Source organism: Neotabrizicola sp. VNH66 (genome assembly GCF_049445895.1).
Lineage (GTDB): Bacteria > Pseudomonadota > Alphaproteobacteria > Rhodobacterales > Rhodobacteraceae > Pseudogemmobacter.
Window position 1 is genome coordinate 37,555 of record NZ_JBMSDW010000009.1, and the last position, 19,802, is coordinate 57,356.

General features: G+C 66.7%; 20 protein-coding genes. 2 read left to right on the forward strand and 18 right to left on the reverse strand.

What is annotated here, in order from left to right; translation table 11 throughout:
- Positions 1-11 precede the first annotated feature (11 nt).
- From ACO2Q5_RS14050 to ACO2Q5_RS14060, 3 genes are all read right to left on the reverse strand, one after another.
- Complete coding sequence (locus ACO2Q5_RS14050; RefSeq protein WP_423292079.1) at positions 12-428, reverse strand: Rid family hydrolase; 417 nt, start codon at positions 426-428, stop codon at positions 12-14.
- 23 nt (positions 429-451) lie between these two features.
- On the reverse strand, positions 452-1,591 hold the full coding sequence (locus ACO2Q5_RS14055) for a tyramine oxidase subunit B (protein ID WP_423292080.1): 1,140 nt from the start codon (positions 1,589-1,591) through the stop codon (positions 452-454).
- Between the two features lie 252 nt (positions 1,592-1,843).
- Entirely contained in the window at positions 1,844-2,872 is a 1,029-nt protein-coding gene (locus ACO2Q5_RS14060; protein WP_423292082.1) for an AraC family transcriptional regulator, read from the reverse strand.
- A gap of 121 nt (positions 2,873-2,993) precedes the next feature.
- Here ACO2Q5_RS14060 and ACO2Q5_RS14065 point away from each other — a divergent pair, with 121 nt between their 5' ends.
- The gene (locus ACO2Q5_RS14065) at positions 2,994-4,442 is read left to right on the forward strand and encodes an APC family permease (protein ID WP_423292084.1); all 1,449 of its coding nucleotides are present in this window, start codon (positions 2,994-2,996) and stop codon (positions 4,440-4,442) included.
- A gap of 127 nt (positions 4,443-4,569) precedes the next feature.
- On the opposite strand, the gene ACO2Q5_RS14070 is transcribed toward ACO2Q5_RS14065, so the two are convergent.
- The 8 genes from ACO2Q5_RS14070 to ACO2Q5_RS14105 are packed head-to-tail and all read right to left on the reverse strand — an operon-like array spanning position 4,570 to position 11,302.
- A complete protein-coding gene (locus tag ACO2Q5_RS14070; protein ID WP_423292086.1) occupies positions 4,570-5,082 on the reverse strand; it encodes a flavin reductase in 513 nt (170 codons plus the stop codon).
- Between the two features lie 26 nt (positions 5,083-5,108).
- Positions 5,109-6,074, reverse strand: a complete 966-nt coding sequence (locus ACO2Q5_RS14075; protein ID WP_423292088.1) for a PDR/VanB family oxidoreductase — start codon at positions 6,072-6,074, stop codon at positions 5,109-5,111.
- Entirely contained in the window at positions 6,071-6,832 is a 762-nt protein-coding gene (locus ACO2Q5_RS14080) for an SDR family NAD(P)-dependent oxidoreductase (RefSeq protein ID WP_423292090.1), read from the reverse strand. Before ACO2Q5_RS14080 ends, ACO2Q5_RS14075 begins: the two co-directional genes overlap by 4 nt.
- Positions 6,832-7,326: an aromatic-ring-hydroxylating dioxygenase subunit beta gene (locus tag ACO2Q5_RS14085; RefSeq protein WP_423292092.1), complete on the reverse strand. Its 495-nt coding sequence runs from the start codon at positions 7,324-7,326 to the stop codon at positions 6,832-6,834. The genes ACO2Q5_RS14080 and ACO2Q5_RS14085 overlap by 1 nt, the downstream gene beginning before the upstream one ends.
- A complete protein-coding gene (locus ACO2Q5_RS14090) occupies positions 7,323-8,597 on the reverse strand; it encodes an aromatic ring-hydroxylating oxygenase subunit alpha (RefSeq protein ID WP_423292094.1) in 1,275 nt (424 codons plus the stop codon). The genes ACO2Q5_RS14085 and ACO2Q5_RS14090 overlap by 4 nt, the downstream gene beginning before the upstream one ends.
- 11 nt (positions 8,598-8,608) lie before the next feature.
- On the reverse strand, positions 8,609-8,971 hold the full coding sequence (locus ACO2Q5_RS14095; protein WP_423292096.1) for a hypothetical protein: 363 nt from the start codon (positions 8,969-8,971) through the stop codon (positions 8,609-8,611).
- 20 nt (positions 8,972-8,991) lie between these two features.
- Positions 8,992-10,131 carry an acyl-CoA dehydrogenase family protein gene (locus ACO2Q5_RS14100; RefSeq protein WP_423292098.1) on the reverse strand — a complete coding sequence of 380 codons (1,140 nt, stop codon included), beginning with the start codon at positions 10,129-10,131 and terminating at the stop codon, positions 8,992-8,994.
- Position 10,132: 1 nt separating this feature from the next.
- Entirely contained in the window at positions 10,133-11,302 is a 1,170-nt protein-coding gene (locus ACO2Q5_RS14105; RefSeq protein WP_423292100.1) for an amidase, read from the reverse strand.
- A 485-nt stretch (positions 11,303-11,787) separates the two neighbouring features.
- On the opposite strand from ACO2Q5_RS14105, the gene ACO2Q5_RS14110 reads away from it, so the two are divergent.
- The gene (locus tag ACO2Q5_RS14110) at positions 11,788-12,354 is read left to right on the forward strand and encodes a nuclear transport factor 2 family protein (RefSeq protein ID WP_423292102.1); all 567 of its coding nucleotides are present in this window, start codon (positions 11,788-11,790) and stop codon (positions 12,352-12,354) included.
- 39 nt (positions 12,355-12,393) lie between these two features.
- On the opposite strand, the gene ACO2Q5_RS14115 is transcribed toward ACO2Q5_RS14110, so the two are convergent.
- From ACO2Q5_RS14115 to ACO2Q5_RS14145, 7 genes are read right to left on the reverse strand one after another with little or no spacing between them, the layout of a single operon-like run.
- Positions 12,394-13,503 carry a class II histone deacetylase gene (locus ACO2Q5_RS14115; RefSeq protein WP_423292104.1) on the reverse strand — a complete coding sequence of 370 codons (1,110 nt, stop codon included), beginning with the start codon at positions 13,501-13,503 and terminating at the stop codon, positions 12,394-12,396.
- Positions 13,500-14,474, reverse strand: coding sequence for a branched-chain amino acid ABC transporter permease (locus tag ACO2Q5_RS14120; protein ID WP_423292106.1), 975 nt, complete (start codon positions 14,472-14,474; stop codon positions 13,500-13,502). Before ACO2Q5_RS14120 ends, ACO2Q5_RS14115 begins: the two co-directional genes overlap by 4 nt.
- A 3-nt stretch (positions 14,475-14,477) precedes the next feature.
- Entirely contained in the window at positions 14,478-15,350 is an 873-nt protein-coding gene (locus tag ACO2Q5_RS14125) for a branched-chain amino acid ABC transporter permease (protein ID WP_423292108.1), read from the reverse strand.
- On the reverse strand, positions 15,347-16,048 hold the full coding sequence (locus ACO2Q5_RS14130) for an ABC transporter ATP-binding protein (protein ID WP_423292110.1): 702 nt from the start codon (positions 16,046-16,048) through the stop codon (positions 15,347-15,349). Before ACO2Q5_RS14130 ends, ACO2Q5_RS14125 begins: the two co-directional genes overlap by 4 nt.
- Positions 16,048-16,803, reverse strand: coding sequence for an ABC transporter ATP-binding protein (locus ACO2Q5_RS14135; protein WP_423292112.1), 756 nt, complete (start codon positions 16,801-16,803; stop codon positions 16,048-16,050). The genes ACO2Q5_RS14130 and ACO2Q5_RS14135 overlap by 1 nt, the downstream gene beginning before the upstream one ends.
- A gap of 2 nt (positions 16,804-16,805) precedes the next feature.
- Positions 16,806-18,089 (reverse strand): ABC transporter substrate-binding protein, encoded by a 1,284-nt coding sequence (locus ACO2Q5_RS14140; protein WP_423292114.1) that lies wholly within the window; start codon positions 18,087-18,089, stop codon positions 16,806-16,808.
- Positions 18,090-18,132: 43 nt separating this feature from the next.
- On the reverse strand, positions 18,133-19,698 hold the full coding sequence (locus ACO2Q5_RS14145; protein WP_423292116.1) for a GMC family oxidoreductase: 1,566 nt from the start codon (positions 19,696-19,698) through the stop codon (positions 18,133-18,135).
- Positions 19,699-19,802: the final 104 nt, after the last annotated feature.

Consider the following 19,802-nt stretch of genomic DNA (forward strand, 5'->3'; position numbering starts at 1 on the left):
GTTCTCCGCTGTCAGAGGGTGATGGTTTCGGTTTCGGCCTGCGATGCGCCGCGATGCGCGGTCATCTCCAGCTCGACCTTGTAGATGTCGGATCCGAGGGGCGGGCAGGTGATCGTGGTGGCCGGGTTGATGCCGCGGAACTTCTGCCCCACCACCGTCATCACCGCCATGGTATCCGCCGGGTTCTGGATGAACACGCGCGAGAAGACCACATCGGCCAAAGTGGCACCCGCAGCGGCCAGCGCGCGTTCGATATTGGCAAAGACCTGCAGCGTCTGTTCGGTGATGTCTTCGGGAATTTGCTGGGTGTCCGGGTTCCGTCCCGCGGTGTTCGACACATAGATCGTATCGCCCACGGCCACGACGCGGGAGTAGCTGCCATGCTCTTCGTATTTGGAGCCGGTGCGGATCTTCAGGATCTTGGTCATGATCTGTCTTTCTTGAACGGGTGTCAGCGCAGGACGGGGGTGTCCCACAGGTTCAGCTTCACGCCGATCCCGCGGTCCAGCGCATTGCGGTAGACGACGGTGCCCCAGGCCACGTCCTCGACCGGCATGCCGCCGACCGACATGATGATGATTTCGTCGTTAGAGGTGCGGCCCGGCGCGGCCCCGGCCACGATCTTGCCGATGTCTTCCAGCGCCTCTTTGGGCATCTTGCCCTCATGGATCATGTCCATGAATTTCACGCCGATGATCGGCACATGGACATGGGCCGGCTTCGGCAGCTCTTCGAACCACGCCTCGTAAAGGCCGGTGTTGTCCACCACCTTGCGGATGTCGGGCGCCTGCATTCCTTCGTCAATGTTGCAGAGCGCGGGCATGGCCAGAAAGGTGCCCGGGCTGACCCAGTCGCGCCGCACCATCGGATAGGCGGACGGATCGCCGACCGCGCCCGAATTGCAGTAGGTCACAAGGTCAGAACCGCGGACGACCTCTTCGACCGTCTCCACCACCTGCACCGTGGTGACCTGCGGATAGGTCTCCTTCAGCCAGCCCAGAAAGCTGTCAAGGCTGGCCTGTCCGCGGCCCTTGACCTTGACCGTGTCGATCCGCGGGCAGGCGGCGATGAAGGCGGCCAGTGTGGTCTTGGCCATCACGCCCGGCCCGAGGATGCCGACCACGCGGCTGTCCTTGCGCGCCAGATGCCGCGCGCCCACGCCGGGAATGGCGCCGGTCCGGTAGGCCGACAGAAGGTTGGCCGACATGAAGGCCAAGGGCGCGCCGGTATCTGCATCGTTCAGGCAGAAAACCAGCACCGACCGGGGCAGGCCCTTTCCACGGTTCTCGATGTTCGATCCATACCATTTCATCCCCGCAGTCTGGAACCGCCCGCCCAGATAGGCGGGCATCGCCATGAAGCGGCGGTCGGCCGTGGGTTTCGGCATGGTCGGGAAGGGCGAATGTTCGGGGAACGAGATCGCGGCGCCATGGCTGTCATTGTTGGCGCCCGCCATCCGGTAATCGCCGCTGTAAAGCAGGCCGAACATCTCTTCCATGCAGTCCACGCAGGCGGGCATGTCGGTGACACCGGCGCGGATCATGTCGGGCTCGGACAGATAGATGAAGTCGATGCGGGGCAGGGCAGACATCGGGCGGGCTCTCTTTCGCGCTGAAGGGCTGGGCCGGAACAGGCCTCCGTTTCAGCCGCGACAGGGCGCGCAGGCCATCGCTTTTCATGCCAATGTTTCGATAATTCGCGCCAGATGGCCGGAAACCGGCATTGCGGTGCCCGCCGCTGCCCGGCTGGCGGAGGGGCGGTTTTACATCTGCAATTCTTGTTTGCGGAAATCGGGGTGTGTTGCCCGAGAAATGGGCATTATGCGCATTTCGGAGCAGAGGCCTCAGCTCCGGCTGCGACGACTCGCGCTTGGTTCTTCGCCCGTCCAGCTGCGCCACGCGCGCCAGAATACCGTGCTGTCGGCATAGCCAAGGGTTGCCGCCACCTGTGACAGCCGCATTCCGGTATGTTCCAGAAGATGCCGTGCCAGTTCGGCCCGGTGTGCCTGCACCAGTTGGCGCAGGCTTGTCCCTTCGGCGGCCAGCCCGCGCTGCAGGCTGCGTTCGGACATCCGCAGATCGGCGGCCAGCGTGGCAAGCGTGACCGGCCGCTGTCCCAGACTGACCGCGATCAGCCGCTGCGCCTGTTCGGTCAGACTGGCGGGCGGGCGGTGCTGGGCGTGCAGATCGGCGATATGATGCTCCAGAATCCGGGCCAGCCCGCCGTCTTCGGTCCGGTGGCGGCGCTCCGCCTCCTGACGCTCCAGGATCAGCCGGTTCGCGGGCTGATGAAACAGGAGCGGCGCGCGGAATACCTTTTGCAGCGGCAAAAGATCGGCGGGCGGACCATGTTCGAAATGCACCTCCAGCGGTGCCCAGCCGGCAGAGAAGCTTTGCCGGATCAGCTGGCACACGGTGCCCAGCGAGAATTCCGCATCCTGCCGCCGCGGCCAGATCGAGCCATCGGCCAGGCGGTAGGTCCAGATCAGCTCTCCGTCCTGTTCGAACAGGCTGGAATGGGTGCCGTGCTGCAGGGTGCTGCCATGGTTGGCCAGCCCCGTCAGCCCGGCCTGAATGGAGGGGGACAGCGAAAACAGCACGCCCACGGGGCCAAGGTCGGCAGGCCGCAGCCGCATCGACATCCGCAGCCCCAGATTCGGGGTGCCGGTGCCGCGGGCCACCCGCTCCAGCAGGTCCACATAATGCGCCAGGGGAATCTGGGCATAGGGGTCTGAAACCGGCGGAAGCTCAATTCCCAGGTCGCCCAGAACTTCGGCAGGATTGCCCAGTGTATCAGCAATAAAGTCCAGAAGCGGGGTCAGGGTTGCCGCCCGGATCAGAGGTTCGGGCGTGCCGGCGCCGTTTTTCCGCATCCCCGCCCCCTCAATTGAACCGCTGGCGCATAATATCGGAAATGTGGCATGGTCTGCAATGGGTAGAGGAAAAGTCACGTTCATAGTCGCGCCATAAAACATACAACAGGGAGCGACCCATATGTCACTTGATGCGACCGCACGGGCGGCCGAGGGAGAGCGGCTTGCCCGCAATTCCATCGGACTGCTTCATATCGTCTTCTTCGTGGTGGCCGCCGCGGCGCCGCTGACCGCCGTGGTGGGCGCCACCCCGGTTGCCTTTGCCTTCGGGAACGGACCGGGCGTGCCCGGGGCCTTTGTTCTGGCGGGGCTGCTTTATCTGGTCTTCTCGATTGGCTTCACGGCGATGGGGCGCCATGTCGGCGGGGCGGGGGCCTTCTACACCTATATCGCGCAGGGCATCGGCCGTCCGGCGGGGATCGGCGGGGCGCTGATCGCGCTCATGACCTATACTGCGGTGCAATGTGCGGTCTATGCGCTGTTCGGCGTGTTCTTCGCCGGAACCATGGCCGGGATGGGCGTCGACCTGCCGTGGTTCGTCTGGTCTTTGGCCGCACTGGTGCTGGTGCATCTGGCGGGGCAGCGCAACATCTCGTTCTCGGGCAAGATCCTTGGCGTCGCCATGGTGCTGGAGGTGCTGATCCTGCTTCTGCTCGACATCGGCATTCTGCTGCAGGGCGGCGGGCCGGAGGGGATTTCGCTGACCGCTTTCTCGCCTTCGGTCGTCTTCACGCCGGGGCTGGCGGTGGCGCTGGTCTTCGTCGTGGGGTCGTTCATCGGCTTTGAATCGACCGCGATCTTCGGCGAGGAAGCCCGCGATCCCGACCGCACCATTCCGCGCGCAACCTTTCTTGCGGTGCTGCTGATCACCGGATTCTATGCCTTTTCCACCTGGGCCATTGTGCAATTCTACGGGCCGTCGCAGATTCAGGCTGCGGCCGAGGGCGGGCTGGAGACGCTGTATTTCACCGCGGCCGAGACGGTGCTGGGCGGCTGGTCTGTCGTCGTGATGAACGCGCTTTTGCTGCTGTCGCTCTTCGCCTGTGTCCTGTCCTTCCACAACACGTTGAACCGCTACTTCTTTGCCTTGGGGCGCGAGCGGCTTCTGCCGCACGGGCTGGGCCGGGTGCATCCGGTCCATGGCTCGCCCGCGCGGGCGGGGCTCGTGCAATCGGTGTCGGCGGCGGTTCTGCTGGGCCTGTTCATCGCGGGTGGGGCAGACCCTTATGCCGTGGTCTTCTCATGGATGTCGGGTCTGGCGGTGCTGGGCATTCTTGCGGTCCAGATCATGGTATCCGTGGCGATCCTCGCCTATTTCCGCCGCAAGCATGAACACGACCATTCGGTTCTGGTCACGCTGGTGGCACCGGCACTGGCGCTGCTGGGCCTTGGCGGGGCGTTCCTGCTGGTGTCGCTGAACACGGACCTGCTGACCGGATCGGACCATGTCCTTGTGCAGCTTTTCCCGGTGCTGATCATCGGGGTCGGTCTGTGCGGGCCGCTGCTGGCGGGCTGGATCCGGCGGCGCAATCCGGCGCTTTACGACAATCTGGGCAGCGTCTTTGAATGACCTGATGCCCGGCCCCACGGGGCCGGGATCCGCCCAGTGAAAAACCGCCCCAGGGAACCGGGGCGGCTTTGTCATGACGGAAAAGGGCGGGCCGCGCCGGCGGGGAGGAAAAGCAGGCGCGGCCCTTTCAGACCACCGCCCCAAGGGGATGAAAGGCGCGGTCGAACCAGATCAGCCCGGCAGGGGCTTCGGCCAGACGGGTCTCCACCACCTCGCAGAACAGGACGGAATGGGTGCCCCGGTGCTGCGCCTCGGCGATGCGGCAATCGAAGGCCACCGCCGCCCCCGCCAGCACCGGCGCGCCGGTGACCAGCCGCGACCATTGCGCGGCGGCAAAGCGGTCTTCGCCGGTCCAGCGGGCAAAGCTGCGCGACAGGTCCTGATGCGTATGGCCGAGGACATTCACGCACAACACGCCATTGGTGATGAAACTGTCATGCGCATAGGCGTTGCGGTTGATACAGACCAGCAGCATCGGCGGGGTATCTGTCACCGAACAGACCGCCGAGACGGTCAGCCCGTGCCGGCCCGCGGGGCCATCGGTTGTGACGAGATTGACCGAGGCGCCAAGGCGGCTCATCCCGTTGCGGAAGGCCTGCGCTTCGGGCAGGGGGCCGGGATGGATGGGGGGCGTCGTCATGGCTCCTCCGGGGGGCAGATGGGGGGTCAGATGTCGAGGACGAGGGTTTTCGAGCAGGCCCGCGAACAGCAGGCGCAGATCATCGTGCCTTCGGCGCGTTCGTCTTCGGTCAGGAACTTGTCGCGGTGGTCTGGCGTGCCTTCCAGCACATCGGTCACGCAGGTGCCGCAGACGCCTTCCTCGCATTTCACCTCGACCTTCACGCCCGCGCGGGCCAGCGCCTTGGCGATGGTGTCCTTGGGGCCGACGGTGACGGTCAGGCCGGACCGGGCGGCCACCACCTCGAACCCGGCGCCGGAGGTGTCCACATCGGCCGAGAAATATTCGCGGTGAACCTGCGAAGGGGCATGGCCCGCCGCCTCGGCCGTGCCGATTACCCAGTCCATGAACCCCTGCGGCCCGCAGACATAAAGATGGGTGCCCGGCGCGGGGGGCGGCAGGTCGCGGGCAAGGTCCAGCTTCTGGCCGGGGGGCCCATCGTCAAAGTGAAAGACCACCCGCCCCGCCCAGGGTGCATTGGCGATCAGGTCGCGGAAGGCCGTCACCCCGGCAGAGCGGGTGCAGTAATGCAGCACGAAGTCGCGGCCAAGCGCATGCAGGCGCTGTGCCATGGCCAGCATGGGCGTGATGCCGATGCCGCCGCCCAGAAGGAGGGTGTGTCCGGCGGCCTCGTCCAGCGGAAAGTGGTTGCGCGGGCCTTCCACCTCCAGCACGGTGCCCGGTTGGGCAAGGCGATGAACCGCCTCGGACCCGCCGCGGCTTTTGGGGTCGCGCAGCACGCCGATCTCATAATACCCGGTCTGGTCGCAGTCCGAACACAGCGAATACTGCCGCCAGAGATCCAACCCCTCGCCCGTCAGATGCAGGTCCAGATGGGCGCCGGGGGCCACCGGGGGCAGCGGCGCACCATCCGCCCGCGCCAGACGCAGGCGGAGGATGTTGCCCGGCTCTTCGGTGCGGGCGGTCACGGTCAGATGCATGGTCTGGCTCATCGCATGTAGATCCCGCCGTTCACATCCCAACAGGCGCCGTTGACGAAAGCGGCCTTCGGTCCGGCCAGCAGCGCCACCAGTTCTGCGACAAAGACCGGATCGCCCAGTTGCCCGACCGGAATGCCCGCCAGTGCCGCGGCCATCTTTTCCGGCGTGATGACCGAACGGACCATCGGCGTATCCATCGGCCCGGGGGCGATGGCGTTGCAGGTGACGCCGAAGGGCGCCAGATCGCGGGCGAAGACCTTGGTCAGCGTCAGGATCGCCCCTTTCGAGGCCGCATAATGCGCCCCCGTCGCAGTGCCGCCATTCTGCCCCGCCAGCGAGGCGAGGTTGACGATCCGGCCATAGCCCCGCGCCTTGAAATGGCGGCCGAAGATCTGGCTGCCTGCAAAGGTGCCGCCGGCATTCACCGCAAGCACCGCGTTGAAATCGGCGGGGTCGATCTCCAGCACCGGCTTCACGGCGGTGCGGGCGGCGTTGTTCACCAGAACCTCGGCCCCGCCCCAGCGTTCGGTGCATTTGTCCAGCACCGTCTGGAAATCCGCAGGGACCGAGACATCCAGCGTCGCCGTCAGCGCGGTTTCTCCGGCAAGGTCCAGCTCAGACGCCAGCGCCTGCCCCTCATCCCCCGGGTCCACATCGGCGATGATCACGCGGAATCCGTCGCGGTGCAGCGCGCGGCAGATTTCCGCGCCCAGACCCCGCGCGCCCCCGGTGACAACGGCGGTCTGGATCTTTTCGGGAAGCGGCCGCATCAGAACAGATAGCTGAACGAATTCAGCATCCCGTCAGAGTTCAGCAGCCGCGCCACCTTGTGCCGGATGCGAAAGCCGCCGTCCGTGGCCACCAGCGTGTGGGTCATGTTGGCGGCCCAGATCCGCTGGCGGCCGAACTTGTCCTCGACCACCTGTTCGGCGCTGCGCACGGTGATCACATCGCCTTCGGCCCGTTCCACCACCACGCGCGAGACGGTGCGGACCGTCTGCGCGGGCGGCGCGGAAGAGATCGAGAACCCGCCCTTGAACCGGGTGATCCGGTCGCGGCGCATCTTGGCATCGTCATGACACAGGTTCAGCGCGTTGGCGAAATCCTCGGTGTCGCCGATGGGCAGGGTATAGAACCCTTCGGGCAGCCACAGGTCCAGCCAGAGGTCGTAATCCTTGCGGTCCAGAAGATCGGCCTCGTGCCAGAGAAAGCCGGTGACATCCCAGAGCAGGGATTTGTTGTCGATATTGGCAAGCACGGTCATTCCGACATCATCCTTTTCCACATCTTGTAGGCAGCGCGCATGCCGGTTTCGGCACTGATATGGCCGCGGGGGCCGGTCTCGCCGGGCTGTTCATCGACAAGGCCGCGGTTGACGAGGATGGGCAGGCTGTCGCCGCCGCGGGTGCCGCGCTGCACCCGCTCCCACACTTCGGCATCGTCGGGGCTGCCAAAGCCCATGGGGCCCTGAAAGTGCTCATGCAAACGCAGGCGGGCGCGGTTGGCCGCCGCCGGGCCACCATCCATGCCGATGGCGATATGGCGGATGTCGGTGCGGTCCACCGCAACCGGGGTCAGCACCCGGAAGAAGGCCAGCGAGAAGGACACGTTCGGGAACAGGTTCAGGTTGAACCCGGCCCCGCCCACGGCACGGACGATCTTCTTGACCTGATCCTCGGGGTAACCCTCATCGCGCAATTCCTGCGCAAGGGTTACGAAACGGTCAGGGACCGGCGCGTCGAGGTTGTCGTCCAGGTCGATCAGTTCGGGGATCATGACCATGACGGAATGGCCGTTGCCCAGATCCTCGACATAGCCTTTGCCGGTGGCGAGGAATTCGAACATCTCTTCGGTCGCGCCGTCCAGCGTCTGGAGAAAGCTCTTGTGGACCACGGGGAAGTGATAGGCGTCGGTGGTGTTTTCCAGCTGCACCTTCCAGTTCATCGGCACGGTGAACTGATGTTCCCCCAGAACCTTTACCGGAAAGCCACCGCCCTGTTTCATGAACAGGTCGATGTAGCGGCAGACCTGCGGGCCAAGGAAATCGACCAGCGGCGGAGCGTCTTCGTTGAAGGTGGCAAAAACCATGCCCTGATAGCTTTCGGTGCGCAGGCGTTGCAGCCCGTGCTGGTCCTTGTTGAAGTCGTCGCCATATTGCTCGGGGTAGGGCAGGGCGCGCAGGCTGCCGTCCAGCCCGTAGCCCCAGCCGTGATAGGGGCACTGGAACGAACTGGTCTTGCCCTGTCTGATCTCGCAGACGGTGGCGGCGCGGTGGCGGCAGCGGTTCACCATCACATGGATCGCGCCCTTGCGGTCTCGCACCACGATGACCGGCTCCAGCCCGACATTGGACAGCCGGAAGCTGCCCTTGTCGGGAAATTCGCTGTCATGGGCGACCCAGACCCATGTCCGGCGGAAGATTTTTTCCATCTCCAGCGCGAACAGTTCGGGGTCTTCGTACATCGAGGTGGCGACCTTGGCGTCCGGGGAATAAAGGGCGTCGAGATCGCTGAATTTCGGCATGTCGAGCGACATTTCAGCTTCCTTCACAGTTCGGGAATGGTCAGGGCGCGGCCCATCCGGGCCTCGACCCGCATGAACTTCCACAGCCGGTGGTCTTGCTCATCGACCACGATGCTGCGCAGCAGGTTGCAGGCGGCGATCACCGCCTGACGGTCCGGGAAATCGGCAAGGATATACCAGGTGGCGGGGGTGCCGTTCGACATGCCGACCATGGTCTGGTCGTCGTCCAGCGTGCCGGTGATGCTGACGCCGGGCAGCCGGGCAATGCCGGACATCAGTGCCTGTGTCGCCTTCCAGACGGGGCCGATCTGGCCGAAGGGCAGGTCAAAGAATGCAGGCTGCATCGAGAAGCACAGAAGCGTGCGGATCGGGGTGGGTTCGGACATTTTTGCCTCTCGGGTCGGGGTCACGGATAGCCGGGCGGGGTTTGCTGGCCGAACATCGCGGCGCCTGCCGCCTGCCAGCTGCCCGCGCCGATGAAGGCGTGCTGCGCCACACAGGCGGCGTCGATCATGCAGCGCCCGAGCAGATGGCCCGAGGCGATGGCATCGGACCCGCCCAGCACGAAGGCCAGCCGGGCCGCCTCGGCCGCATCCTGTGCGGCCTTGGAGGCGGTGTGGCGCAGGCGGATATGCGTCGCGGGATCGACGGCGCCCGCGGTCTGCATCTGGTGCCAGCCTTCTTCAATCGCGTCGTAAAAGGCCGCCCGTGCGCCGCTCAGCAGCCCCTCGGCGCGGGCAAGGTCGATCTGCACATAGGCGCGGGCGGCGGGGCTGGGTGCCCCGGTGATCGAGGCACGGGCCAGCGCATCCTGCCGCAGCCAGTCCAGCGCGGCGCGGGCGGTGCCCAGCCCCACCACGGCCAGCACCTGTGCGGCCAGCGCCATGGCGGGATAGCGGAAGATCGCATCCTCCTGCTGCGGTTTGCCGCCGCGGATGAAGGTCCAGTCCTCGGGCACCACCACGCCTTCGGCGAGGATGTCATGGCTGCCGGTGGCGCGCAGGCCGACGGTGTCCCAGGTTTCGTCCACGGTGACGCGGTCGCGCGGCATGATGGCGGTCCGGGGCAGGGCGGTGGTTTCCCCTTCGATCTTGATCCCGGCCCCGACGATGGAGGCGCCCATCACCCCTGATCCCCAGGGCCAGCGGCCGCGCACCTCCAGCCCGCCGGGCACGCGGCGGGCGGGCTGCGGCGGGAACATGGCGCCTGCAAAGACCGTATCGGGGTCGGTGCCGTAGATCTTCGCATAGGTTTCGGGCGGCAGCGCGGCCAGATAGGTGGCCGAGACGCCGAAGCTGGCCACCCAGCCGGCCGAGGCATCGGCCGTGGAAATCTCTTCGATCAGGCGGCAGAAGGCGGCGGGGGACAGCGCATCGCCGCCAAGGCGGGCGGGCACGAAGGCGCGGTAGACGCCGACCTGCTGGAACTGGCGGACGATGTCCGCGGGGATATGGCGCAGGGCGTGAAACTCGGCCCGGCGCGCGCGGATATCGGCCTTCAGCGCCTCCAGCGCGGCGGGCGCCGGGGGCGGCGTGTGAGAGTTCATCTCATCGGTCCTTTGTCTGGAAACTGGGAATGGTGTCGCAAAGCCAGCGGGCGATCGCGCAAAGCTGCGCATCGGCGCCATGGCGGGCGACGATCTGCAACCCGGCGGGCAGCCCGTCGCGGGTTCGGGTGGGCAGGACGATGGCCGGATGGCCGGACAGGTTGAACGGCCGCAGATAGCGGGTCAGCGGCAGCACCTTTGCGGGGTCGGTGGCCTCGGACAGCAAAGGCGGCACCGAGGGCAGGGCAGGCGTGACGAAAGCATCAAATCCGTCCAGCGCGGCATCGACCTCAGCCGTGAAGGCGCGGCGCAGGCCTTCGGCCCATGCCACCTCTTCCGGGGACAGGCCGCGCGCCGCGGTCAGCCGGGCGCGGATATCCGCGCCCAGGGGCGCGCCCGTGTCCAGCAGGTGGCCAAAGGCCGCGGCGGTTTCATACCCGATCAGCACCATTCCGGCGCGGAAGGCATCCTCCAGCAGTGGCAGGTCGACATAGGGCAGGTCATAGCCTTGCTCCATCATCGGCAGGATCAGGCTATCCCCCACGTCACTGTCCGGGCTGGTGCGCAGGCGGGCCAGCCGGGGCGCGCGGTCCAGCGTGATCGGCACGAAAGCCGGGTCTAGCGCCTGCATCACCCGCTCGACCGTGGGGATGTCGCGGGCGAAGGGGCCGATACAGTCCAGCGAGCTGCGGGCCGGATGGGCGCCAGTGCGGTCGATCCGTCCGAAGCTGGGCTTCAGCCCGATCACCCCGCAGCAGATGGCCGGCTGCCGGACCGAGCCGCCGGTGTCGGTGCCGATGGCGGCATCCGCCTCCCCCCCCGCCACCGCCACGGCAGAGCCGGAGGAGGAGCCGCCCGGAATCCGGTCCGGCCAGCGCGGGTTGACCGGGGTCCCGGATACGGCGTTCAGGCCGGTCATCCCATAGGCCAGCTCATGCATCCGCGTCTTGCCGGTGATGTGAAAGCCCGCGTCCAGCAGACGCTGCACGGCGGCGGCATGGGTGGCGGCAGGCGCGGCCCCGGCGAAGGCGGCGGAGCCGCAGCCGGTGACAGTGCCCGCAATGTCGAGACAGTCCTTCACCACAATGCACAGGGCATCCGGCGGGCTGTGGGGCGCGGCGATCGACAAGGCGAGGTCGATCCCCGGCAAGGGGGTGGCAGAGTGGCTCATGCTGGCTTCTGTGCTTTGGGGGGCGCGGCGGCCCGTTTCCCTATTACGTGAAAGTTACTGTAAAATGGCAGGCCGTCAATCTGATTCTGCGGCAGTGCTCTGAATATTGTTATGAAATCAGATGGTTGAGTTCTGTCTGCGCGAACGGCAAAACCGCCCCGGCAGACTGGTTCTGCAAGGCGGGGTGGCAGCGGAAAGGGCCAAGGTGCGACGGCTGGGCCGTGGTCCCGATGGAGCAGACTAACACGGATAGCGGCCGTCTTTTTTGCAGCTTGCGCAAAACTTCTTTCCCGCCTCGTCCTTTCAGCGCCGAAACCCGTGCAGGGAAAGGGTTCGTGGATCTGATGCCAAATTACGTGAAAATTACTGCTTGACCTGTGCAGACCCGCCGCTAGCCTTGACGGTGCAAGGGCCTGCGGCCGGGGCGGATAGCGCCCGGCAGCACATTGGAGCCCGGCCATCTCATCACGCAGGACAGGGAACAGATGACGAAAGACGCAGAGCTCGCGGCCTTGATGCGCCGCATCGACCGGCTGGAGGCAGAGGCCGATATCCGCCGCATCCAGGCGCGCTACATGTTCTTGTGCGATACGCCGATGCCGGAATTCGGCTGCAAGGACGATGCCGAACGGATCGACCTGATCATGGCGCTTTATACCGAAGACGCAGTCTGGGAGGGCGTGGGCGAATATTACGACAATCAGTTCGGCCGTGCCGTGGGCGCCCCTGCGATCCGCCGCCATTTCGAGGGGTTCTGGGGCGGCAAGACCGATCCGGCGCTGATCCTGAACTGCCATTACCTGACCTCGGAGCAGATCCATGTCCATGCGGATGGCGCCACGGCAGACGGGCAATGGGTGCATATGCAGCCCTGGCTGTTCTCGGATGGGAAGGCGCTGCTGCGGTCCTCGCGGCTGAACAACACGTTCCGCAAGGAACCCGATGGTCTGTGGAAGATCACCCGCACCCGGACCGAGAATGTCTTCGTGGCGCCGCTGCCCGCCACATGGGCCTCGGACTACCCGTCGAAATCGGTGCTGATGCGTCCCTGAGGGCGCCGGGATGCGGGGGATTATCCGCCGCATCCGCCGTTACACGCGCCAGCGGGGATGGCGGCGCAGCTCGTCCAGCTGGGCCGCCTGAAAGCCGGGGCCGGGCTGCTGCTGGCGGACCAGATCCAGAAACGGGTCTTCCACAGCCGTCCGCTGTCCGGCCAGTTCCTCAAGCACCGCATGGGCGCAGAAGGGGACATAGGCCTCGGCATAGCCGCCCTCCTGAACGATCACCAGCCGCCCGCCGCTGACCTCCTCCGCCAGCGTGGCCACCTTGCGGGTCATCGCGCGGAAACTGTCGCTGTGCAGAAGCATCCGGGCCAGCGGGTCCACCGCATTGGCATCCAGCCCGTTGACCACGATCAGCAGATCGGGCGCGAAATCCCACAGCGCGGGCAGGACGATATGGTCCATCGCGGCCATATAGCTCTCATGCCCGGCGCCGGGCCAAAGCGGGATGTTGAGGTTATAGCCCACCCCCGCCCCGCGTCCGGTATCGGCCACAGCGCCCGCTTGTCCGGGCGGGAAACAGCCCTCCTGATGGATCGAGACGGTCAGGACCGAGGGGTCGTCGTAGAAACAGGCCTCGGTCCCGTTGCCGTGGTGCACGTCCCAGTCCAGCACGGCAATGCGGTGCAGACCGGCAGCCTGTGCCGCGCGCACGGCAACGGCCACATTGGCCAGAAGGCAAAAGCCCATCGGCATCTCGGGCAGGCAATGGTGGCCGGACGGGCGGGACACGGCATAGGCGCGGGTGCGGCGGCCCTCGGCCACCTCTGTCACGGCGCCCAGCACCTGTCCGGCAGACAGGCAGGCGATCTCCCACGCATCGGGACCGAAGGGCGCAGTCGGATGCAGTGCACCGCCGCCTGCTGCGGACAGGGCCTGAAACCGGCTGAGATAATCCTCGGAATGGATGCGCAGCAGCGCCGCGCGCGGAGCAGGGGGTGAGGCCTGCATGTCATAGGCCGCCGCCAGACCCGAAACCTGCATCAGCGACCAGAGCCGCCGCTTGGGTTCGGGCGAATCCGCATGGCCTCCCGCGGCGGGGGGCTGCATCCAGCCGCCCACCGGAATGACCAGTGCCGACTGGCCGGTGGAAAACCACAGGCAGCGTTCGTGGAAATGGAACGACGGGCGTTGGGTCATTTGGTTCCCTCTGTCTGGAGGCGGGCGGGCATCCGGCGGCGGATGGGCAGCAGGGCGATGTTCCAGCGGTCGGCCACCAGCCCCCAGAGTCCGCGGGGCGCGAACAGCATCACGGCGATGGCGATGGCGCCGAAGATCAGCATCGACCAGCCTTCAAGGCCCGAAAGCGCCTCACGCAGGGCCAGAAAGATCAGCGTGCCGATGATCGGCCCTTCGATGGTGCCGATTCCGCCGATCACGACGATGAAGATCACATAGGCCGCCCAGTTGATGGAAAAGGCTGCGTCAGGCCGCACGTTGACCTGCGTCAGATAGATCAGCGCCCCGGCCGCGCCCGCGATGGCGGCGGCGAAGAGATAGACGTTGCGCTTGGTCCGGGCGGTGTCGACGCCCACGGCCTGCGCGCCCGGCTCGCTGTCACGAATGGCCATCAGGCCGAGACCCGTGCCGGACCGCAAAAGCCAGACCGTGCCCGCCACGGCCACTGCGGCTAGGGCCACGGCAACATAGAAGGTCAGATCCTCGCGCAGCCCGCGGTCAAAACCGGTCAGGCTGCGCACCGCGCGGCCACGGCCCCCACCCAGCCAGTCGATGCTGGCATTGGCGATCAGGCGCAGCACCTCGGCCATCACCCATGTGGCCACGGCGAAATAGGCGCCCCGCAGCCGGAACAGCAGCCAGCTGGCCGGCAGGGCCGCGATCACCGCCACCCCCGCGGCCAAGGGCACGGTCAGGAACGGGTTCACCCCCAGATCCTCGGCCAGCACCACCAGCGCATAGGCGCCGATACCGACAAAGGCCTGCTGCCCTATGGACATGAGGCCCGCATAGCCCGCCAGCAGGTTCCACGCCATGGCGAGGGACAGGAAATACAGGAACTCCACCACCGCGCGCTGCTGATAGGCAGTGCCCCAGAGCGGCAGGGACAGCAGGACCGCCCCCACGGCGGCCAGAAGGACAAGACGCGGCATGGTTCAGCTCCGGTCGATGGTTTCGGGAAACAGGCCCGAAGGCCGGACGACCAGCACCGCCAGCGTGGCCAGATGGCCGGACAGCTGAAAGAAGGCCGGGTTCAGCGTGCCGCCGATGGTCTGGGCCAGCCCAAGGATCAGCCCGCCCGCCAGCACCCCGCTCAGCGACCCCATGCCGCCGATGATGATGACCTCGAAGGCGAAGATCAGCCGGACCGGCCCGTCGAAGGCGGAAAAATTGGACCGCAGCCCCAGAAGCACGCCCGTCACCGCGATGATGGCGCAGGCCAGCCCCATGGCCAGCGCATAGACATGGCGTGGGTTGATCCCCATCAGCGCGGCGATCTGCGGATCGTCCGATGTGGCGCGGAAGGCGCGGCCGATCAGCGTCTGCCGGAACAAAAGCTGCAACCCCGCCAGCAGGGCCAGCACCACGCCCAGCGTCACCAGCGGCAGGACGCCCACCGTCAGGCCCGGCAGGATCTCCACCCCCGCGGTTTCCAGCCAGCCCTGCCGCAGCACGAAACGGTCGGCCGAGAAAGTCATCAGAAGCCCGTTCTGAATCACGAAGGACAGGCCGAAGGTGATGATGACGGCGGGCATCATCCCGTCCTTCAGCGTGCGGTTCAGCACCAAGCCCTGCAGCCCGTAGCCAAGCGCGAACATCACCGGCACCAGCAGCAGAAGCGACAGCAGCGGCGAGATGCCCAGCATCTGCGCCAGCGCCATGGCCAGAAACGACCCCAGCACCACCAGATCGCCATTGGCCAGATTGACCGTGCGCATGATGCCAAAGGTAAGCGACAGGCCAAGGCCCAGAAGGGCGTAGAACCCGCCCAGCAGGACGCCGTTCGCAAGGGTGGACAGCATCATCATGCCGAAACTCCGAAATAGGCATCCGTCAGGGCTTTGCGGTCCACGCCCGCGGCGGGGCCGGACAGGCTGACGCGGCCCTCCATCAGGCAGCAGAACCGTGCGGCGACCGACAGGCCGCGGTTCACATCCTGTTCGACGATCAGAATGCCCATCCCCTCGGCCGCGATGGCGGGCAGGGCGCGGTAGATCTGGTTCACCACGATGGGTGCCAGACCCAGCGAGATTTCATCCATCGCCAGAAGCTGCGGGTTCGACATCAGCGCCCGGCCTATGGCGACCATCTGCTGTTCGCCCCCCGACAGGTCCATCCCGCGGTTGTGGCGGCGTTTCACCAGTTCGGGGAACAGCTGGTAGATGCGCGGCAGGTTCCACGGCCCCTTGCGGCCGGCATAGGCGCCGATCCGCAGGTTGTCCTCGACCGTCAGGCTGCGGAAGAGCCGGCGGCCTTCGGGCACCATGGCCACGCCCGCCGCATTCATCCGGTGCGCGCCCATGCCTGCGGTGTCGGCGCCATCCAGCCGCACCATGCCCTCGCTGGCCGCCAGCGCGCCCGAGATCACCCGCATCAGCGTGGTCTTGCCCGCCCCGTTGGAGCCGACCACGGCCAGCGTCTCGCCCCGCTCCACCGACAGCGACACATCGCGCAGGGCCTGAAACTGGCCGTAGCGGGCGGCCACCCCTTCAAGGTGCAGCAGCATCAGACCACCCCTTCCAGCGGCGCATCCTCGCCGAAATAGGCGCGTTTGAACGCGTCCGAGGCCAGAACCGCAGGCGGCGGCCCCTCGGCGATCAGCTGGCCGAAATCCAGCGCGATCAGCCGCGTCACCACCGACAGAAGGGCGTGGACGATATGTTCGATCCAGATGATGGCCACGCCCGCGGCATTGATCTCGCGGATCAGGGCCACAAGGTCATGCACTTCGAAATCCGACAACCCGCCTGCGATCTCGTCCAGGAGCAGGACCTGCGGCCCGCAGGCCAGTGCCCGCGACAGTTCCAGCCGTTTGCGGCCCATCAGCGACAGCTGCGCCGCGGGCAGGGCGTGACGGTCCAGAAGCCCGGTGCGCAACAGCGCGCGATGCGTGGCATCTTCGGCCGCGGGGCCATGCAGCCCGCCGCCGTGCAGAGCGGCGGTCAGCACGTTTTCCCAGACGGTCAACCCCTCGAACGGTTGCGGGATCTGGCTGGTGCGCACCAGCCCGGCCCGGCAGCGCGCAGCCTGCGGCAGGCCCGTCACATCGGCGCCATGCAGCGTGACACCGCCCGCCGTGGGCCGCACATCGCCCGACAGCATCTTCAGCAGCGTGGTCTTGCCCGCGCCGTTCGGGCCAAGGACGCCAAGCGCCTCGCCCGCAGACAGGGTGAAGGATACGTCCTGCACCACCTTCACCGCGCCATAGGCCCGGGTCAGTCCCCGCGCCTGCAGCACGGGGGTGGGTTGCGTGGCCGCCATCCTTACCAGACCTTCGGCTGCAAGGTGCCGTCGGTGGTCACCTCGGGCGCGGTGGCGTTGTAGGTGCAGACCAGCCGGAACCCGCCCGCGCCATCGGCCTGCCACTGACCGCCCGCCAGCGGGGTCTTGGCCACATTCGGCGCGGCGGCAAAGTCGCCCCATTTCACCCGGCCCACGCAGGTGGCCAGATCGGTGGCATTCATCGCCTCGACAATCGCCTCCGGCTCGATGGCGGTGCTGCGCTTCAGCACGTCCACCGCCACTTCGAACAGGGCATGAACATAGCCGGTGCCCTGCAGCCACTGGTTGCCGGTGGCCTTGGTGTAGCCCTCGGCCAGCGCCGCGGTCGTCTCGCCGGTCAGGGACGAGGTGAAGGGATATTGCGGACCCCAATAGACCTCGCCCGAGAGGTTTTCGCCCAGACCATCGGGGAAGCCCGCGATGCCCTTGGGCGTCAGCGCGGCCTTGGCCACGGTCACGAATTTCGGCGCAAAGCCCAGCTGTTTCGACTGCGCCATGAATGTGGCCAGATCCGGGGGCAGCATCACCCCGGTGACGATCTCCACCCCCGCGGCCTTGAAGGCGTTGATCTCCGCCGAGAAGTCATCCTTCAGATTGGTGTAGCGGCCCGGGTCGACCAGCGTGAAGCCTGCCGCCTGCAGTGCGGGCGGGAAGCCCAGGTTCGGATCGGAAAAGGCAATGCCATCGGGGTCGTTGGGCCAGAGCGCGCCGACCACCTTGTTGGTGTCCAGCCCGTCCCACAGGCCGAAATAGACCTCCATCAGATCTTCGGCGCCCCAGAAGAAGTGGTTGGTATAGTGGAAGGTCTTTTCGCCCGGCACCCCGCCGCGCCCGAAGAACCACGATTGCCACGGCGTCGCCGCCGAGATGCAGGGCACGCCGTTCAGCTCGCACAGATCGGCCACCGGATTCGTGGTGTCGGGGGTGGAGCCGACAAGGACGATATCCACCTCGTCCTGAAAGATCAGGTCCGAGGCCATGTCGCCCGCGCGGTTGGGGTCGGACTGGGTGTCCTTCTCGATGATCTCCACCGCATAGCGGCCGGTTGCAGTGTCCAGCCCGCCGCCAAGGGCTGCGCGGATGGCGTCGATCACATAGCCGTCGCTTTCGGAAATCCCGCTCAGCGCGCCGGAGCGGGGCGAGACATAGCCGATGCGCAGCGTGCCATCCTGCGCGCGGGCGCGGCGGGCGGTCAGCAGCGGCGCGGCGGCAAGAACTGCGGCGGAACCTTGCAGCAGGCGGCGGCGGGTCAGGGTCTGGGTCATCCGGGACATATCCTGTTCGGGCTGGGTTGGGTCAGATGCAGGGTCAGGCGCGGGCGGCGCGGATCAGATCGGCGGCCTTCTCGCCGATCATGATGGTCGGGGCGTTGGTGTTGCCGGAGGGGACCGCGGGCATGACCGAGGCATCGGCCACCCGCAGCCCGGCCACGCCGTAGACCCGGAGCTCGGGGTCCACGACCGACAGCGCGGTCACGCCAATGGCGCAGGTGCCCACCTGATGGTGATAGCTGCCCACAGCGGCGCGGGCATAATCGGCCAGCGCGGCATCATCGTCGCGCGTGAGGCCGGGGCAGACCTCGCCCTTTACCCAGTCGCGCAGGGCGGGCTGGGCCACGATTTCGCGCAGTTGCTTCATCGAGGTGATCAGCGTGCGCACATCGTAATCCGTCGCCAGCAGGTTCGGATCCAGATGCAGCGGATCGTCAATCCCGGCCCCGGTCAGCCGGATTTCCCCGCGCGAGGTGGGGCGCAGCCCGGCGGCGTGCAGGGTGAAGGCATTCATCGGCCCCTCAAACCCCGGCGGATAGGCGGGGACCGAGAAGAACAGCGGCTGAATATCCGGCACCACCACAGACGGATGCGATTTCAGGAAGGCATGGACCTGCATCGGCGGCAGCGCAGGATCGGTGGGGAAGGGGTAGTCCGGGCGGGATTCAAAGACCATCGGCAGCAAGGTGTGGTCATGCAGGTTCTGGCCAACGCCCGGCAGGTCCACCACCGGGGCGATGTCGAATTCGTCCAGATGCGCGGCCGGGCCGATGCCTGACAGCATCAGGATGCGCGGGCTTTCCAGCGTGCCGGCCGAAAGCACCGCCTCACGCCCCACGGCCACGTCGAAGCTCTCGGCGCCACGGCGGCAGCGGACGGCGACCACGCGGCCCGCTTCGATGATCAGCTTTTCGACCCGGGTGCCGGGCAGCACGGTCAGGTTGTCCCGGTTGCGGGCGGGTTCCAGAAAGGCCGCCGCGGTCGAGGCGCGGCGCCCGTCCCGGGTGTTGAACTGGATCCGGCTGATCCCGTCCAGAGTGGCGCCGTTGTAATCGGGGTTGTAGGGGATGCCCGCCTGAACCGCCGCGTCGATCAGCGCATCCATCACCGGATGCGCGGTATAATCGGTGGTCACATGCAGGGGGCCGCCCGCGCCGTGAAAGGCATCTTCGCCACGGTCGAAATCCTCGGACCGGCGGAAATAGGGCAGGACATTGGCCCAGTCCCAGCCGCGGCACCCGGCCAGCGCCCAGGCGTCATAATCCATCGCATGGCCGCGCACGTAGATCATGCCGTTCATCGCCGACGATCCACCGATCACCTTGCCGCGGGGCCAGTAGATCTGCCGGTTGTGGCAATGTTTCTGCGGCACGGTGGACTGGCCCCAGTCGTAATCCGAACGCCAGATTTCGATGGTGCGCAGCGGGGTGGAGACCATGCCGGGCGTGTTGCCATGGCCGCCTTCGATCAGGAGGACGGAGGTGCCCTCGTCCTCACTCAGGCGCGCGGCCAGAACGCAGCCGGCAGAGCCGCCGCCGCAGATCACATAGTCAAAGGTCTTTCCGGTGATATCGACCGGGGGGAAGGGGGCAGGATGGGTCATGGAAAGCCTGTCGGAGAGGAGGACGCATTTTCCCGCCCGCGGACCGCGCAGGGCGCGGGCGGTCAGGGACCTTTGGTTCGGATGCGCGATCCCTCAGCCGGAGC

What these genes read in the sequence shown, in the direction of transcription:
- ACO2Q5_RS14050 (WP_423292079.1), bottom strand. Translation starts at nt 428, where the DNA reads ATGACCAAGATCCTGAAGATCCGCACCGGCTCCAAATACGAAGAGCAT.
- ACO2Q5_RS14055 (WP_423292080.1), bottom strand. Translation starts at nt 1,591, where the DNA reads ATGTCTGCCCTGCCCCGCATCGACTTCATCTATCTGTCCGAGCCCGAC.
- ACO2Q5_RS14060 (WP_423292082.1), bottom strand. Translation starts at nt 2,872, where the DNA reads ATGCGGAAAAACGGCGCCGGCACGCCCGAACCTCTGATCCGGGCGGCA.
- ACO2Q5_RS14065 (WP_423292084.1), top strand. Translation starts at nt 2,994, where the DNA reads ATGTCACTTGATGCGACCGCACGGGCGGCCGAGGGAGAGCGGCTTGCC.
- ACO2Q5_RS14070 (WP_423292086.1), bottom strand. Translation starts at nt 5,082, where the DNA reads ATGACGACGCCCCCCATCCATCCCGGCCCCCTGCCCGAAGCGCAGGCC.
- ACO2Q5_RS14075 (WP_423292088.1), bottom strand. Translation starts at nt 6,074, where the DNA reads ATGAGCCAGACCATGCATCTGACCGTGACCGCCCGCACCGAAGAGCCG.
- ACO2Q5_RS14080 (WP_423292090.1), bottom strand. Translation starts at nt 6,832, where the DNA reads ATGCGGCCGCTTCCCGAAAAGATCCAGACCGCCGTTGTCACCGGGGGC.
- ACO2Q5_RS14085 (WP_423292092.1), bottom strand. Translation starts at nt 7,326, where the DNA reads ATGACCGTGCTTGCCAATATCGACAACAAATCCCTGCTCTGGGATGTC.
- ACO2Q5_RS14090 (WP_423292094.1), bottom strand. Translation starts at nt 8,597, where the DNA reads ATGTCGCTCGACATGCCGAAATTCAGCGATCTCGACGCCCTTTATTCC.
- ACO2Q5_RS14095 (WP_423292096.1), bottom strand. Translation starts at nt 8,971, where the DNA reads ATGTCCGAACCCACCCCGATCCGCACGCTTCTGTGCTTCTCGATGCAG.
- ACO2Q5_RS14100 (WP_423292098.1), bottom strand. Translation starts at nt 10,131, where the DNA reads ATGAACTCTCACACGCCGCCCCCGGCGCCCGCCGCGCTGGAGGCGCTG.
- ACO2Q5_RS14105 (WP_423292100.1), bottom strand. Translation starts at nt 11,302, where the DNA reads ATGAGCCACTCTGCCACCCCCTTGCCGGGGATCGACCTCGCCTTGTCG.
- ACO2Q5_RS14110 (WP_423292102.1), top strand. Translation starts at nt 11,788, where the DNA reads ATGACGAAAGACGCAGAGCTCGCGGCCTTGATGCGCCGCATCGACCGG.
- ACO2Q5_RS14115 (WP_423292104.1), bottom strand. Translation starts at nt 13,503, where the DNA reads ATGACCCAACGCCCGTCGTTCCATTTCCACGAACGCTGCCTGTGGTTT.
- ACO2Q5_RS14120 (WP_423292106.1), bottom strand. Translation starts at nt 14,474, where the DNA reads ATGCCGCGTCTTGTCCTTCTGGCCGCCGTGGGGGCGGTCCTGCTGTCC.
- ACO2Q5_RS14125 (WP_423292108.1), bottom strand. Translation starts at nt 15,350, where the DNA reads ATGATGATGCTGTCCACCCTTGCGAACGGCGTCCTGCTGGGCGGGTTC.
- ACO2Q5_RS14130 (WP_423292110.1), bottom strand. Translation starts at nt 16,048, where the DNA reads ATGCTGCTGCACCTTGAAGGGGTGGCCGCCCGCTACGGCCAGTTTCAG.
- ACO2Q5_RS14135 (WP_423292112.1), bottom strand. Translation starts at nt 16,803, where the DNA reads ATGGCGGCCACGCAACCCACCCCCGTGCTGCAGGCGCGGGGACTGACC.
- ACO2Q5_RS14140 (WP_423292114.1), bottom strand. Translation starts at nt 18,089, where the DNA reads ATGACCCAGACCCTGACCCGCCGCCGCCTGCTGCAAGGTTCCGCCGCA.
- ACO2Q5_RS14145 (WP_423292116.1), bottom strand. Translation starts at nt 19,698, where the DNA reads ATGACCCATCCTGCCCCCTTCCCCCCGGTCGATATCACCGGAAAGACC.